This is a genomic window from Altibacter sp. HG106 (genome assembly GCF_028561755.1).
Lineage (GTDB): Bacteria > Bacteroidota > Bacteroidia > Flavobacteriales > Flavobacteriaceae > DFVG01.
The window spans coordinates 225650-240133 of record NZ_JAQQTD010000005.1; the positions used below are offsets into that span (position 1 = coordinate 225650).

The window sequence follows — 14484 nt, forward strand, 5'->3', positions numbered from 1 at the left end:
AGAGATTTGCTAATTATAAGAGGGTTTGGAGGGTTTCCTTCATGATATGGGCACGACGCTTCACCTCTTCATGGCTCCACCCTACCTTCACTAGAAATGACAGATTGCGTCCCATCCAGTGATCGCTTTTGGGGAATTGTCGCGTTGATAGCTGTGCTAATTTGGTCCTGATTGGTTCTGAAAGTGCCCCGAGGCTTTTGGCTTCTTTTAGATGTTCCCAACCGTTGATGTAGTGCCAGTTATTTGTGTACCAGTAAAAGCACCCATCGATACCTGCTTCCGATAGGGCTTTATGGGCTTTTTTAGCTTTTTCTTCGGAAGGAAGGAAGATATTCAAAAAAGAATAGTTTTCTTCCCCTGATTCCGGTACCCTTCGGAAATTCACGCCCTCAATGGAAGCCAAAGCGTCTCGGAGAAGACGATAGTGTTTCTTCTGAAGTGCGAGAATGTCATCCAATTTCCGAAGTTGCGCTACCCCAACGGCTGCATTCAGTTCAGAAATCCGAAAATTATAGCCCAAATGAGGATGTGTCTCGGCACCGCGATCCTTACCGATATGATCATGCCCATGATCTTGATATTGATCGGCATGCGTTTTGAACACTTCATTATTGGTAATCACGGCGCCGCCTTCCCCACAGGTAATCGTCTTCACAAAATCGAAGCTAAAACATCCCAGATCACCATAACTGCCCAAGGGTTTCCCGTCAAAACTGCCGCCGATCGCCTGGCAAGCATCCTCTAAAAGAAGCAGATCATGCGCATCACAAATATGCTTCAAGGCTTTCAGATCTGCCATGGAGCCACACATATGAACGGGCATCACACATTTGGTCTTGGCCGTAATAGCTTTCTCCACGGCCGCAGGATCTAATGTTAAGGTATCATCAATATCTACCAGCACCGGAACGGCCCCAATCGCCATGATCGATTCGAAACTCGCCACAAAAGTGAAGGTTGGCATAATCACTTCGTCTCCCGCCCCTACTCCGGCTGCCGCGAGGGCTACCGTTAAGGCCGAGGTCCCACTGGATACAAGCTGACAATGGGAAACCTTCATCTTTTTAGCGAAGGCTTCCTCAAATTCTTTCGCTTTCCAATGACCATTTCGCATGCCCTCGAAACCATAGCGCATCAATACGCCGCTTTCTAAGACATCATTGACTTCAGCGCGTTCTTCCTTTCCAAAAACTTCAAATCCGGGCATATTTTTAAATTGATATTAGTGTCTTTCAAAGGTACGGGTTGCGGTTTTATATTTACAAGATTTCCTTCGAAAAACGTATCTTGCTTCTATAAAATGCTGAACTATGCGAATTCACCTCTGGAATATCCTGGGCTGTGTTTTGTTCGCTATCGCTCCCTCTGTATGCGATGCGCAAGACTGGGCACAGCTCGATCGTTTTACCTCCGAAAACCAACTGTTAATGACACAAGAAGCTCCAAATAACCGCATAGTGCTTATGGGAAATTCGATCACCGAAGGATGGTCTCATAGCCGTCCGGAATTCTTTGAAAGCCACCCTTTTGTTAACCGTGGCATTGGTGGGCAGACCACGCCTCAAATGCTCGTTCGATTCAAGCAAGATGTAGTCGCGCTGCAACCGGCCGTCGTCGTCATTCTCGCTGGAACCAACGATATCGCCGGAAATACAGGTCCCATGACCCTCGATATGATATTCGGCAACATCACCTCCATGGCCGAAATTGCTCGCGCCAATAATATCAAGGTGGTGTTATGTTCGGTATTACCTGTTTACGATTATCCTTGGAAGCCGGGATTGGCCCCTGCGGATAAAATCGTAGCCTTAAATGCGATGATCAAAAGTTATGCTGAAGCTCAAAATATGCTATATGTCGATTATTTTTCAGCAATGGTGAATGCGCAAAATGGTTTAAAAAAAGAGTTGGGATACGATGGGGTACATCCCAATGAAGCGGGCTATCGAGTGATGGAACCCTTGCTTTTAGAAGCGCTGGAAGACATTCTCAATAAGTAATAATTACTTCTTCAACGCCTCGACGTACCTTTTTCATTTCGGCGAAGGGGTCCTCCTCCGAACGATATCCTACCGGTAGTACTAAAACCGATTTCAAGTTCTTTTCTTTCAGCCCCAATAGCTCATCATATCCCTCCGGATCAAAACCTTCCATAGGGCAGGCATCGATCCCTTCTAACGCACACACCGTTAGTAGGTTTCCCAAGGCAAGATAGGCTTGCTTGGCCATCCATTGTTCAATGTCTTCTGCAGATTTCTTTTTGAAATCGTTCACCAAAAACTCTTCAAACGGAGTTAAGATATGTCGAGGCGTGCCCCGGTCCTTTTCCACTTTGGAAAAATAGTTCTTAATAAATGCGCTATCTAGAGCGTCTTCAATGCAGATCACAAGAACGTGAGACGCCTCTTGTACCTGTTTTTGGTGCATGCTAAGGGGAAGCAGTTTTTCTTGCAGGTTATTATTGGAGATCACGAGCATCCGCAAGGGCTGTAAGCCGTACGAGGTGGCAGTTAAATTAAAGGCTTCCGTGAGAATACCAATTTGCGCTTCGGAAAGTTTCCGAGTAGCATCAAATTTCTTGGTGGCGTACCGCCATTTTAATTTTTCAATTACTCCCGTACTCATTCGTTGTATCTTTGAAGCAAAGATAGCCAATACGTATCCATATTCATAAGGACAGTATGGGTTCTCATGATGCTATTAAAACTAAAATTTATGGACTCCCTTCAAGAACGTATAGACAATAGTGAAACACGCATTTTTAAGGCCGTTTTTCCAAACACCACCAATCATTACGATACGCTGTTTGGAGGCACTGCGCTCAAATTGATGGATGAAGTTTCCTTTATTTGCGCCACACGATTCAGTCGGCAAAAGGTTGTGACCGTTTCAACCGACAAGATCGATTTCGACACCGCCATTCCACAAGGAACCATAATCGAACTCATCGGCAGGGTAGATGAAGTGGGGCGTACCAGTTGTGTTGTGAAGGTAGAGATCTATATGGAGAACATGTACAGCGATGAGCGTCAAAAGGCGGTAACCGGCTATTTTACGTTTGTTGCATTAAATGACGAAAAACAGCCGATTCCCATTGTTCAGTAGCTTTTCTTAAAGGGTTGCTGTATCAATCACATAGCGATAGCGCGCCTCTTTATTAACTACCTTTTTCCAGGCGTCGTTAATTTGTCGTGCCTCGATGAGTTCGATCTGCGGATAAATCTTGTTTTCGGCACAATAATCTACCATTTCCTGCGTCTCTTTGATACCGCCAATCAGCGAGCCATTGAAGTTGACACGATTATAAATCATGTTGAAGTTATTGATCTCAAGGGCACCGCCCACCGGCTGTCCCACCTGAGTAAAATAACCGTTCGGTTTCACACAATCAATATAGGCAGACATTTCATAGGCATACGGAACCGTTGAAATCATGTAATCCATGGTACCCTTCCAGGGCGTTAAGGCTTCCATGTCCTCTACCACAATAACTTCCTTCGCTCCAAAATTTTTGATGTCTTCAGATTTTTCCGGAGTCGTGGTAAATGCATACACTTCGGCCCCTTTAGAAACGGCCAATTGAATCGCCATGTGACCCAAACCACCAATACCAACCACGCCCACCTTAGTGTCTGCTGTCATGGCTTCAAATTTCATCAGTGGCGAATAGGTAGTGATACCGGCACATAGCAAGGGAGCTGCATATTGTAGGTCAAGGCTATCGGGAATCTTAATGGCATAGTGATCTCTAACTACTATATTCGTAGCGTAGCCACCTTGTGTAATTCCCGTGGGTTCACGTTTATCTGGATATCCGTAGGTGAATAAGGTATCGGACTGGTATTGCTCTTCGTTTTCACAGTTGGTACAACCATCGACCATACAGCCTACTCCTGCCTTATCTCCTACCTTAAATGCTGTCACCTTATCTCCAACTGCGGTCACTATCCCGGCAATTTCATGCCCCGGAACCTGTGGGTATTGCTGTTCTCCCCAGTGTCCTTTAATTTGGTGAATATCAGAGTGACAAATCCCTGAAAATTTAATATCGATCAAGATATCGTTTTCTCCAAGAGGTCTTCTTTCAAACTCCCAACTAGACAACGGTTCTTCTGTATTTCGAGCCGCAAAGCCTTTGGACGGTATCGTTTTCATAGTAAAATTTTTGTGATTGTTATTAAAAAGGGATAGTGAGGGGGCGATTGAAACCCCTACCCCTGCGACAGCCGTGGTCTTTAAGAATTCCCTCCGGCGATTTTTTGAGACGTTATCAGCATCCATCTTATTGTTGATATTGTTCTTCAGTAACAGCCTCTTCCCAGTTCACTACGCCCTTTTCGGTATTTGGAACAATGTACAATTGCTGCATCCCTATTTCGGGACTGGCACCATGCCAATGGCGTACGTTTGGCGGGCACGTTACCACGTCTCCTTTTTTGAGGGTTTCAATAGGTTGCCCTTCTATTTGATGGAATCCCTGTCCGTCGGTTATAATCAAAATCTGACCGGAAGGATGTGAATGCCAATTGCTTCTGGCTCCGGGTTCAAAATATACATTTCCTACGGCTGTAGTGTAGGTCGAATCAGGTGCCACCATTCCATAGTTATAGGCATTTCCAGTAAACAAGTCGGCTGACCCTTTTTCCCCTTTCGGAAAAATAGCAGTCACGGTATTTTTTTCAGTTTTCATAGGTTCTTCTTTTTGTGAGGTTGTTTCGTTACAAGCGCAGAGCAGCAGGAATGCGCCAACGCACAGTAGCATCGTTCTATTCATTGTTTTCATAATAGATATATTTTTATTGTTATTATTTGAAAGAAACTTACATCATCCGGTTTTTGGCACGGACGCATTTCCTAATTTTAGTTAGGCTGTTGAGGGGATCTCCCGAAGTACTTTCGCGGGAATTCCTCCTACCACAGTATTATCGGGCACGTCATCTGAAACTACCGAACCCGCTGCAACTATCGAGTTTTCTCCAACGGTAACACCTTGTAAAATGGTAGCATCGGCACCAATCCAAGCATTTCGCTTAATATGGATGGGTTTCGGGATTAGGGAATGCCTGTTTTCAGGTTCTATGGGATGTCCTTCGGAAAGCAGACGAACATTCGGGGCGATGAGCACTTCGTCTTCAATTGTGATTCCTCCAAGATCCAAAAAAGTACAGTTAAAATTGATAAATACCTTTTTCCCGATTCGCGTATTCTTCCCGTAATTAATGTATATCGGTGGAAAAAGTGCCGTGCTTGAATCAATTTCAGCCCCCGTAATAGCGGCCAAGAGTTGGCGTATCTCCCCGGCATCAAAAGCCGCATTCAACTGGCGAAGCAGTTTCATTGTGGCAAATGAAGCGTCTCGTAGTGATTCACGTTCTGGATCGTCATGAGCTATGGTTTCTCCATTTCGTAATCGATCAAATATAGTTTCGTTCTCCATCATAATGTACGCTATGCAAAGTTGCGGAAATAGATGCGGCATGGGTAGAAGGATTCAAACGAATCCTTAATATATTCAAACCTTTTCTTCTCTAACGGCAGTCGGACTCGCTCCTGTGTGCTTTTTAAAGAAGTTATTGAAATACGTAGGATAGTCAAATCCTAAGGCGTATGCGATCTCTGAAATATTCCAGTGCGTATGTAGTAAAATGGCTCGAGCTTCTTGTACAATACGCTCTGAAATTAGTGTTGTGGTGGTCTTCCCTGTAATGCTTTTTACGGAACGATTCAAATAATTAACATGTACCGAAAGATTTTCTGCGTACTCCTTTGCCGTCCGCAACTGCAAAGGGTGCTCCGGACTTTCCACAGGGAACTGCCGTTCTAATAATTCCATGAACACCGTCGTTAAGCGCTCGGCCGCGCTTTTTTCCTGATGAAAGTTTTCGGAAGGCTTCAGCTTGAGAGACTCGTGTAAGATAAGCTCTATATAATTACGGATCAGTTCATCCTTATGAGCGTATTTCGATTGTTGCTCATCAATCATCTTTTCAAAAATGTTATTTAAGAATTGGCGTTGTTCTTCTGAAATCTCGAGAATGGGGGTTCCGCCCATTTTAAACAATAACGATTTCCGAAGCATTTCTGAGCGCTTGGGAGAGATTAAAAAATCTTCCGAAAACAACACCGTGTATCCTCGATATTCGCTCGACAGTGTTTCCCATGAATAGGGAATATTAGGGTTTCCGAAGAACAAAATAGTCCCAGAAGCTTCGTAGGTTCTATCTGAATAATGGATCTTACTCTTTCCGGTGGTTAAGCAAATCTTGTAAAAGTCCTTTCTACTGTACACCCGAGTCGCCGCTTTATCATCTTCAATTTGAAAGACATTAAAACCCGTTAGCTTTAAATCGGTATTGTAAGGAGAAATACTTCGTTGCATTTAGCAAAGTTAAGATATTCAAATCAAACCAAGGCGTTATAGTGAGATCGTAATAGTCCTCTTTACCTTTGGATTTTAGACGAAGCCGAATAACATGACGAGCGCCATCACGATCATGATGGTATTTTCTATGAAGGTCGCTTCAGTCATGGGCAATTTAAGAGCCGTACCCAGACAGGCACATTGAATTTTCTTTTTATCCAACAAGGCTCGAGTCACCCCAACCGTCGTTATTCCTAAGATCATTAGCGTCGTAATAAGTGCCACGGTGACTTCAAACCGAAATAAAAACATCAATCCCAGCGCCGTTTCCAGAAAAGGATAGATCCAACCATAGACAGGCAGCCGTTTCGCCAGTGGATCGTACATGGCAAAAGAAGAGGGAAATCCTTTCAAATCCAACAGTTTGAAAAAGCTAAAAACAATATAGAAAAGTCCCATAAAGTCTAGCATCATTTCCCCGTAGGCCAGCGTTTCCCAGTGGAGCGCTACCGATGCTACCGTGATGTACAGAAAAATCAGGAATAATGGTCGTAATTGTTTCCACTTGTTTTTAGAAGCTTCGGAAACACCCATCATTGCTGGTTGTTCCTCTTTCATTTGAATCGTATATTTTTCAGGTAATGCCTTTCGGAATTGCGACAGCGAAATCATTTTGTCCATTTCGATTTCTGCTGTTTCCGTCTCGAGATCGACACGAACGTTGGAAACGCCTGAAACCGAACGCAATGCTTTTTCAACAGAAGCCTTGCAACCGCCACAGGTCATGCCTGATATATGATATTGATGTGTCATATTATTGTAGTGTGTAATAAATAATGATACCTGCGGTGAGCCATACATACGATACCCATGCCCCGTATTTCAACACCTGCTCTAACCATTTTCCTTTGGGCGCCATATTTCCCATCTGGTGCTTTAACGAGCGATGTTTAAAGAATCCGATGTAGATTAAGAGTCCGGTACATATCAAAAAAACTAAATTGAGAAAAAAAGTATAATCAATGGCAAAAAAATCAGATTCCTGAATAGAAACCTGTCCCGTTTCGGGTAACATTCCGAAGAGATCAAACCCATAATGTAATAGCAAAGAAGCACCTATCAAAGCCGTAAAAAGTAAAAATACGATGAAAAGCGACATGCGCCACCCATAATACTTGGCGTTGATACGAACCACCGGAAACACCACCAGATCACTAAAAATAAACGCCATCACGCCCGCAAAGCTCACGCCTTTACCAAATAGCAAGGCAGCCAGGGGAATATTTCCCATGGAGCCAATAAAGGTTAAAAATGCGGCCACGGGACCAATAACGGCATGTTGCAGCAATTCTAGAAAGGAATAATTCGTGGTTTCTGTACCACTATTGATAAACAAGGTTTGAAAAAACGAATCGGGAACAAAAGCCGCGACTATGCCGGCGATCGTAAAACCAATGGTTACATCTTTCCAGACCATCTGCCACTCCATTTTGTATTGCCTCGCGACATGCGCCCAACCTTCGGAGGAACGCAGTTTATCTTTCCAGGATTTTTTGGATGCTTCGGAAGTGTCTTGCTCCTCTTCTAAACGCTCACGGGATTTTTTGATCAATTTTATCGGCTGAATAAGACGCAGCAATAGCCAAACGATTCCGATCAATAAAATACCTCCTACATATTCTCCTACGACGAATTGCCACCCTAAAAAAATGGCGATGATCACTCCCAGTTCTATCACTAGATTGGTGGAAGCCAATAAAAACGCCATGGAGGCCACGAAAGAAGCTCCTTTTTTGAACAACGATTTGGTGGAGGCTAGGGCAGCAAAACTGCAAGAACTGCTTATAAACCCAAAAAAGGTTCCGAGCAGCACGCCTTTTGAATGCCCAGAGCCCATGGTTTTTTGCATGCGCTCTTCGGTGACAAACACTTGGATCATACTACTAATAATATACCCCAGTACGAATGCCCATAACGCCATCCAGAAAAAACTCAGACTTGTGTGTGCCGCTTCTCCCCAACGTGTTAAGAAGTCATCCATGGACTCACTTTTAGACTACTCTTTATTGGATTTCTTCGGATTGAGATCTTCTTTCCAATCGTAAATGTTTACCCGATTGTTCTTATAGTTTGCAATGTACAGCTTGCCATCCACAAGGATCATATCGGTAGGCTTTTCAATATTTTCTGAAAGCTCTTGTTGCAATACGCCTTCATGATCATACACCAGCACGCGATTGTTCTCGAAGTCGGTTACAAACAGTTGTTCTTTGGAAACATAAATACCAGTGGAAGCATTCATCTTTTCGGCCTCACCAATTTTCCGAAGAAAATTTCCGCTCTTATCAAAAACTTGGATTCGGTTGTTATAGGCATCGGCTACCCAAATTTCATCGCCCAATAATTGTACATCCGTTGGGTAATTAAATTGACCGTTTTCTTTCCCTTCCGTGCCAAAAGAGTTCCAATCGACACCGTCTTTAGAATACAGTATACGATGATTATAAAAATCGGCGATCACCGTTTCCTCTCCCTCGCGCCAAATTCCAGCAGGAGCATCCAAACTATCACTAATCCCTATAACTTTGACTACATTTTCCTTCCAACGCAGCACCTCGTCATTACCGTATTGTGGAATAAGAAGCTCATCCCCATTGGTAGCAATGTGCATGGGTCGATCGAGTGAGTCGATGGTTTCCGTTATGTCTCCGTTGGCGTCAATGCGAACAATGCGATGGTGATCACCGTCACTTAGCCAAATTCCGTCAGAACGATGTGTAATGCCGATTGGATTGACTCCTTCTATTTCGAGCATCTGACTCAGTTGCCAGCTTTTGGGTTGCTCTTTACACGAAAAAAGCAGTAGCATCGTAACCGCTGCAAGTATTATTTTTTTCATAATCTATGTATTCAATATCAAAGCGTAGTAAAGTTACAGGCTTGAACCGTACTACGCTCTGAATAGATTCTTAAAATTTATTGTTCTAAGCGTTCGTACTTACAACAAGCGGGCAAATTCTCGTAGGTAGCAGCCAAGGCCTTTACATTTTTGGTATCATGCCCAACTCCGGCTACCGCCTTTTCGATGGTCTCAGCAGTTACATTCTCTGCATCGTAAGAAACGTTAAGCATATTCGCCTCTACTTTCCATACGGCGGTTGCCACTCCGGGAACACCTTTGGCTGCTTTTTCAATGCGTGCTTTACACATTTCGCATTTTCCGGCTACCAGGATCTTGGCATCCGATAAAGTCGCATTGTCGGCAATCATCGTTGTTGTTTCAGAGCTTTCCACAGCACCGTCTGCTCTTGTAATCTTTGTTGTTATTGGCGTATAACCAGCTTTAACGACCTGTGCTTCTACAGCCTCCATACTTAGATTTGCTTCGGAAGGCAGGGTAAAACTAAAGTCACCGGTTTCAATTTCGATAGCGACATCTTTGATACCGTCAAATTCTTTGAACTTTTTCTCTAATCCATAGGCACAAAACGGGCAACCGAGTCCGTCTACCTGAATTTCATATTGGTCTCTTCCCTCCTGCGCGAAGGAAACGGTGCTCACAAACAAGAAGGCTAGTACATTAATGATTATATATTTCATGATAATTATTTTAAGTTTATAGAATGTAGCGGGTTCCTAAGAATACCGCATAGTTTAATTGTTCGGAAACGGGAGCGTCTTGAATCAGCGGTAGCTGAATGGCCATCTCCCACGTCCATTTTTTTCGTGCGTACTGAATTCCCTGTGCGTAGAGCAATTGATACGCATCGCGTTCGTGCAACCATTCACTGGAATATTCAAAATACAAATTCAATTGATTTACGGGATAGGTAGGTTTCAAAAGTGGTAGTCCGAAGCCTAACTTGGCCTGAAACTTATCGAGTGTTCCATCGGGAACCCATCGATATCCTACTTCCGAAGAAATTCCGAATTTTAAGGACTCATATCCGCCAACCCAAGCATAATAGCCGGCATAATCTCCCGTACTCATTTCTTCAATATCTAGCGATTTTCCGGTGGGCATCGTCTGTAGCGTCTTTGCCACCATACGAAAGGTCTTCCCGGTACCGTCTTTACGATAAAACTGATATTTACCGAGAATATTAATATCCCCTAATGTACTTCCGGCACCTCGTCCAGAGGCATCGTTGAAGTTGTAATGGACATACGGCAGATGAACCGCAACCAGAGAATTGGCAGAAATAATATAGTGCCCCATCAAAGGAGCATTTACGAAGGTACCTACTTCGGTATTTCGAATCTCCGTGAGGGTTTTTAGCACCACCGTATTCCCGCCCAGCATGATAGGTTTATCGGCTGTAATGGGTGGTCCCTGTGCTCGCCCGATTTGAGCGAACAACACGCCTGCAAAAAGCAGGAGTAACAATTGTTTAGACATGTAAAAAAGATAATAATGTGATACTTCGATTAGAACGTGTAATCTAAACCCTAGAGGGTTTCTCAGTATCAAATTAAGAACACTTCGTACCAAACCTGTATGTCACGCTCTAGAGGCGGTGGGCGGTACGTAATAAGGGCTGTCGTTTCTTTTGAATTAACAACGGGAATGTCTAGGACAAACACTGAAGCAAAGGCGATGACAAACGTTGTATCTAGGGCCATATCAAAAGAGGCCTTCGAAAAATGATCATCTGTGTCTACCTTGGTGAAGTGGTTATCGCAGCAACCATGTGTGTCGGACGGACCATCACAAGTTGAAGATTCCATTGCCATTCCGCAGGATAGGTGTTGTTCTCCCAGGGTCACTTTTGCCAACATTTCATAGTCACCACAAAAATGTTGCGCATATGAAAGTCCGCTACTGCTAAGCAGCAACAATAGCGATAACAGTATGGAAATACTTTGTTTCACAGGGCAAATATACTAAATTTTGTGCAATTTTAAGCTAGTTAAAGTAGCGTACCAAACCTTAATCTTTCGTTAATTTATCTTCTGAAAAGCTTGAAAGCGCTACTATTTGCGAAGAAATCGTTATTTTTCTAAAGAATTAAAAAACATACGATAGCACTATGATTACCCAGACGAAAGAGACCCAAGCGAAAATGACCCCCGATGCCGCCATTGCTGCACTTAAAAACGGAAATCAGCGTTTTGTCGCCAATGACATGGCGGTTCGAGACCTTCCCAACCAGGTGAAGCAAACCAGTAGTGGACAATATCCATTTGCAACCGTGCTTCACTGCATCGACAGCCGTGTAAGCGCCGAACTATTATTCGATCAAGGTATAGGAGACGTTTTTAGCGTTCGCGTTGCCGGAAATTTTGTGAATAAAGATATTTTAGGAAGTATGGAGTTTGCCTGCAAGCTCGCCGGAACCAAGGTAGTCGTTGTGTTGGGCCATACGAGCTGTGGGGCGGTAAAAGGGGCTTGCGATCACGCACGCTTAGGAAACCTCACCCACCTCATTAAGAATATTGAGCCTGCGGTAGATGCTGTTAGTGAACCTGCTGATGAAAACAAACGAAACTCCGGGAATATTGAGTTCGTAGATGCCGTGGCTAAAAAGAATGTGGAGATGACCGTTGATAATATCCGAAAACAAAGTGAGGTACTCAAAGAAATGGAGGACAACGGAGAAATTAAAATCGTTGGCGCCATGTATGACATTTCAGACGGGCGGGTCACGTTTTACTAAATTCCGCTCACTTCGACCAGAATAAAGCACTCCCAAGCGAGTGCTTTTTTGTATCATTATCATTCCTAACCATCAAAATAAAAACCTATGAAATGGATTTACGCCAGTTCTGATCCGCTTTGGGAAACCTTAGTAGGGTGTGGCCTTGTTTTTATCGTAATTGTGCTGCTCACACGAATCATCGGACTTCGTTCTTTTGCCAAATTTACGGCCTATGATTTTGCCTTTACGGTAGCTATTGGGAGTATAATCTCTTCCACCCTAACCTCCAGCACCTCTATTGTTCATGGTGCGGTGGCCATCGCAGGGTTGCTTGTACTTACCTTCATTTTCTCATGGCTACAACGAAAATCATCGTTATTGAACAAAACAATTTCGAATGCTCCTTTACTGTTGATGGAGGGCGATCAAATGCTGGAGAAAAACCTGCGTTACGCGCGGATCGAGAAATCACAACTCATCGCCAAATTACGCGAAGCTAATGTCTTGAATCTCGACCAGGTGAAAGCGGTGGTGCTGGAATCTACAGGAGATATTTCTGTGTTGCATACCAGTGAGGACGAAGAATGTGAGCTAGCATCTATTCTGCTACAGGGAGTGCGCCGCAGTCCGTAGCCTTAAAAGAACAGCTTTGATGAAGGTTAATGGGGTAATCGGTTTCTGAGAATACCGTATAAGAAGGTACCTATCAACGCGCCTAATATCACCCATAATATCGTGAGATAACCTGCACCGGCCAGTACGAACATAGGGCCCGGGCACGCTCCTGCCAGCGCCCATCCGAGTCCAAAGAGAATACCTCCGAAGAGATACCGCGGTACGCTCTTATTCTTTGCATGTAACTGCATAGGCTCTCCGGTAATAGGCTTTACGTTCTTTCTCTTAATGATCTGAACGCCAATAATACCAAGGACCAAGGCCGAACCAATAATGCCATACATGTGAAAGCTTCCGAAGCGAAACATTTCATAAATACGAAACCAAGAGGCGGCTTCCGACTTATACATTACAATGCCAAAAAAAGTGCCGATAAAAAGATATGCCAGATATTTCATACTAAAAGATCAAAGGGAATAAAAAGTACACCATGGTCATGCCGCCAATAAAAAAACCGATCACAGCTAATAACGATGGTAGTTGCAAATTACTTAGGCCCGAAATCGCGTGTCCGGAGGTACAGCCCCCAGCATAGCGGGCACCAAAACCAATGAGCACACCGCCGAGCAACAGGGTAACAACCGACTTCCATTCAAAAAACCGCTCATTGGCAAATAATTCACTTGGTAAATACGCTGTGCCCGCTCCAGAGATTTGATATTTCTGAGACAGTTCTGTTGCGATAGAAGGATTTATGGCTACGGTGTTTGTAGACATATAATTGGCGGCTAGATAACCACCAACGATGGCCCCTACAGCAACCATTAGGTTCCATCGGTCCTTTTTCCAGTTGAAGTTGAAAAAATCGGCAATCTTATCGCCCCCTACGGCAGCACAGCAGGTGCGTAGGTTAGAAGACATTCCAAATTGCTTTCCGATAAGTAAGAGCGCAAACATCGTCAACGCTATAAGAGGTCCGGCCACATACCATGGCCAGGGAGCATATATCCAATCCATACTATTTTTTGAAGCAAAGATGGACTTTTGTAAGGAAGGATACCGTAACAATGGTTACAGTTTCAAAAGAATTTCAGAAAAATTATTATCCCATTATCGCATCGGAAGAAGCAGTGTCGCCTTGCCCAACCTTACAGCATCGAGATGCCCCATTTTGGTACGCTCATTATTCATGAGGTGCATATGCAAAAAACTATCGTGATGCGTAAAAACGCCTTGATGTTCTGTTGAAAAAAACCCAATAATGACAACCTCTTCGTTTTGTAGAGAGTATGACACCTGTCCTTGATGCGCCTCTTGGGGTGAGGTTACAACAGTACCCGGTGGTAGATTTTGTACATGAATGGTTGCTTCGGAAACGGTCCCCTTAATTTGAAAAGCAAATGGTCCTGAGTTCGCTTCGGAAGCATTTTGAAGGAATGTTTCAAGCGTAGCCATAGTTTGTACTTCCGAAGGAATCGCCATGGGTTCCCATTCGGAAACTTCCGCATAAACAAAAAATGGCGCGGTCACTTCGGGAATTACGGAAACACGCATGCTAGTGTCTGAAGTGACTTCCGAAACATATGCTTCTCCTTCCAACAGCATAATTTCACCTCGCATAAATGCCACCGGCCCCAGTCCGTATAGTGGCGCCTTCGACCCGAGCGTATCCATACGTACTTTCCCCGAAATTTCACCCTTCCACATGGCGTCTTTCATGGCGCCAACAACAACCGGCGTGGATGTCGCTTGATGTGAAAACGATTCTGATTTTTCTTTACAGCCCATTAAAATGACCAGAAAAAATACGGCTGCTAGCGTATAACTTGTCATTGTATTCATAGGGGTAACTTTTGATATTTGGCAAAC

At 43.9% G+C, this 14484-nt stretch carries 19 protein-coding genes; 4 read left to right on the forward strand and 15 right to left on the reverse strand.

Annotation, left to right across the window (positions count from 1 at the left end; translation table 11 throughout):
* Nucleotides 1–13: 13 nt before the first annotated feature.
* Entirely contained in the window at nucleotides 14–1207 is a 1194-nt protein-coding gene (locus PO830_RS10125) for a DegT/DnrJ/EryC1/StrS family aminotransferase (protein ID WP_272853448.1), read from the reverse strand.
* A 103-nt stretch (nucleotides 1208–1310) separates the two neighbouring features.
* Between PO830_RS10125 and PO830_RS10130 the strand changes: the two genes are divergently transcribed.
* Nucleotides 1311–2000, forward strand: a complete 690-nt coding sequence (locus tag PO830_RS10130) for an SGNH/GDSL hydrolase family protein (RefSeq protein WP_272853449.1) — start codon at nucleotides 1311–1313, stop codon at nucleotides 1998–2000.
* Here PO830_RS10130 and PO830_RS10135 read toward each other — a convergent pair.
* Nucleotides 1990–2625: an NAD(P)H-dependent oxidoreductase gene (locus tag PO830_RS10135; protein WP_272853450.1), complete on the reverse strand. Its 636-nt coding sequence runs from the start codon at nucleotides 2623–2625 to the stop codon at nucleotides 1990–1992. The genes PO830_RS10130 and PO830_RS10135 overlap by 11 nt on opposite strands.
* A gap of 90 nt (nucleotides 2626–2715) precedes the next feature.
* Between PO830_RS10135 and PO830_RS10140 the strand changes: the two genes are divergently transcribed.
* Nucleotides 2716–3105: an acyl-CoA thioesterase gene (locus PO830_RS10140; RefSeq protein ID WP_272853451.1), complete on the forward strand. Its 390-nt coding sequence runs from the start codon at nucleotides 2716–2718 to the stop codon at nucleotides 3103–3105.
* 6 nt (nucleotides 3106–3111) lie between these two features.
* Here PO830_RS10140 and PO830_RS10145 read toward each other — a convergent pair whose 3' ends face one another.
* From PO830_RS10145 to PO830_RS10190, 10 genes are all read right to left on the reverse strand, one after another.
* Nucleotides 3112–4155 carry an NAD(P)-dependent alcohol dehydrogenase gene (locus PO830_RS10145; protein ID WP_272853452.1) on the reverse strand — a complete coding sequence of 348 codons (1044 nt, stop codon included), beginning with the start codon at nucleotides 4153–4155 and terminating at the stop codon, nucleotides 3112–3114.
* Nucleotides 4156–4282: 127 nt separating this feature from the next.
* Complete coding sequence (locus PO830_RS10150; RefSeq protein ID WP_272853453.1) at nucleotides 4283–4690, reverse strand: cupin domain-containing protein; 408 nt, start codon at nucleotides 4688–4690, stop codon at nucleotides 4283–4285.
* A gap of 174 nt (nucleotides 4691–4864) precedes the next feature.
* On the reverse strand, nucleotides 4865–5440 hold the full coding sequence (locus PO830_RS10155; RefSeq protein WP_272853598.1) for a sugar O-acetyltransferase: 576 nt from the start codon (nucleotides 5438–5440) through the stop codon (nucleotides 4865–4867).
* Between the two features lie 72 nt (nucleotides 5441–5512).
* Nucleotides 5513–6379, reverse strand: a complete 867-nt coding sequence (locus tag PO830_RS10160) for a helix-turn-helix domain-containing protein (protein WP_272853454.1) — start codon at nucleotides 6377–6379, stop codon at nucleotides 5513–5515.
* Nucleotides 6380–6454: 75 nt separating this feature from the next.
* On the reverse strand, nucleotides 6455–7174 hold the full coding sequence (locus tag PO830_RS10165; protein ID WP_272853455.1) for a heavy metal translocating P-type ATPase: 720 nt from the start codon (nucleotides 7172–7174) through the stop codon (nucleotides 6455–6457).
* Nucleotide 7175: 1 nt separating this feature from the next.
* Nucleotides 7176–8402, reverse strand: a complete 1227-nt coding sequence (locus PO830_RS10170; protein WP_272853456.1) for a permease — start codon at nucleotides 8400–8402, stop codon at nucleotides 7176–7178.
* 15 nt (nucleotides 8403–8417) lie between these two features.
* Complete coding sequence (locus PO830_RS10175) at nucleotides 8418–9260, reverse strand: NHL repeat-containing protein (protein WP_272853457.1); 843 nt, start codon at nucleotides 9258–9260, stop codon at nucleotides 8418–8420.
* 77 nt (nucleotides 9261–9337) lie between these two features.
* The gene (locus tag PO830_RS10180; protein WP_272853458.1) at nucleotides 9338–9961 is read right to left on the reverse strand and encodes a heavy-metal-associated domain-containing protein; all 624 of its coding nucleotides are present in this window, start codon (nucleotides 9959–9961) and stop codon (nucleotides 9338–9340) included.
* A gap of 16 nt (nucleotides 9962–9977) precedes the next feature.
* Nucleotides 9978–10760 carry a hypothetical protein gene (locus PO830_RS10185; protein WP_272853459.1) on the reverse strand — a complete coding sequence of 261 codons (783 nt, stop codon included), beginning with the start codon at nucleotides 10758–10760 and terminating at the stop codon, nucleotides 9978–9980.
* Nucleotides 10761–10828: 68 nt separating this feature from the next.
* Nucleotides 10829–11233, reverse strand: coding sequence for an HYC_CC_PP family protein (locus tag PO830_RS10190; RefSeq protein WP_272853460.1), 405 nt, complete (start codon nucleotides 11231–11233; stop codon nucleotides 10829–10831).
* A 158-nt stretch (nucleotides 11234–11391) separates the two neighbouring features.
* Between PO830_RS10190 and PO830_RS10195 the strand changes: the two genes are divergently transcribed.
* Nucleotides 11392–12018 carry a carbonic anhydrase family protein gene (locus PO830_RS10195; protein ID WP_272853461.1) on the forward strand — a complete coding sequence of 209 codons (627 nt, stop codon included), beginning with the start codon at nucleotides 11392–11394 and terminating at the stop codon, nucleotides 12016–12018.
* Nucleotides 12019–12105: 87 nt separating this feature from the next.
* Nucleotides 12106–12633 carry a DUF421 domain-containing protein gene (locus tag PO830_RS10200; protein WP_272853462.1) on the forward strand — a complete coding sequence of 176 codons (528 nt, stop codon included), beginning with the start codon at nucleotides 12106–12108 and terminating at the stop codon, nucleotides 12631–12633.
* 26 nt (nucleotides 12634–12659) lie between these two features.
* On the opposite strand, the gene PO830_RS10205 is transcribed toward PO830_RS10200, so the two are convergent.
* From PO830_RS10205 to PO830_RS10215, 3 genes are all read right to left on the reverse strand, one after another.
* On the reverse strand, nucleotides 12660–13073 hold the full coding sequence (locus PO830_RS10205; protein ID WP_272853463.1) for a DUF6691 family protein: 414 nt from the start codon (nucleotides 13071–13073) through the stop codon (nucleotides 12660–12662).
* Nucleotide 13074: 1 nt separating this feature from the next.
* Complete coding sequence (locus PO830_RS10210) at nucleotides 13075–13632, reverse strand: YeeE/YedE family protein (protein ID WP_272853464.1); 558 nt, start codon at nucleotides 13630–13632, stop codon at nucleotides 13075–13077.
* A 93-nt stretch (nucleotides 13633–13725) separates the two neighbouring features.
* Nucleotides 13726–14457: an acetolactate decarboxylase gene (locus PO830_RS10215; protein WP_272853465.1), complete on the reverse strand. Its 732-nt coding sequence runs from the start codon at nucleotides 14455–14457 to the stop codon at nucleotides 13726–13728.
* Nucleotides 14458–14484: the final 27 nt, after the last annotated feature.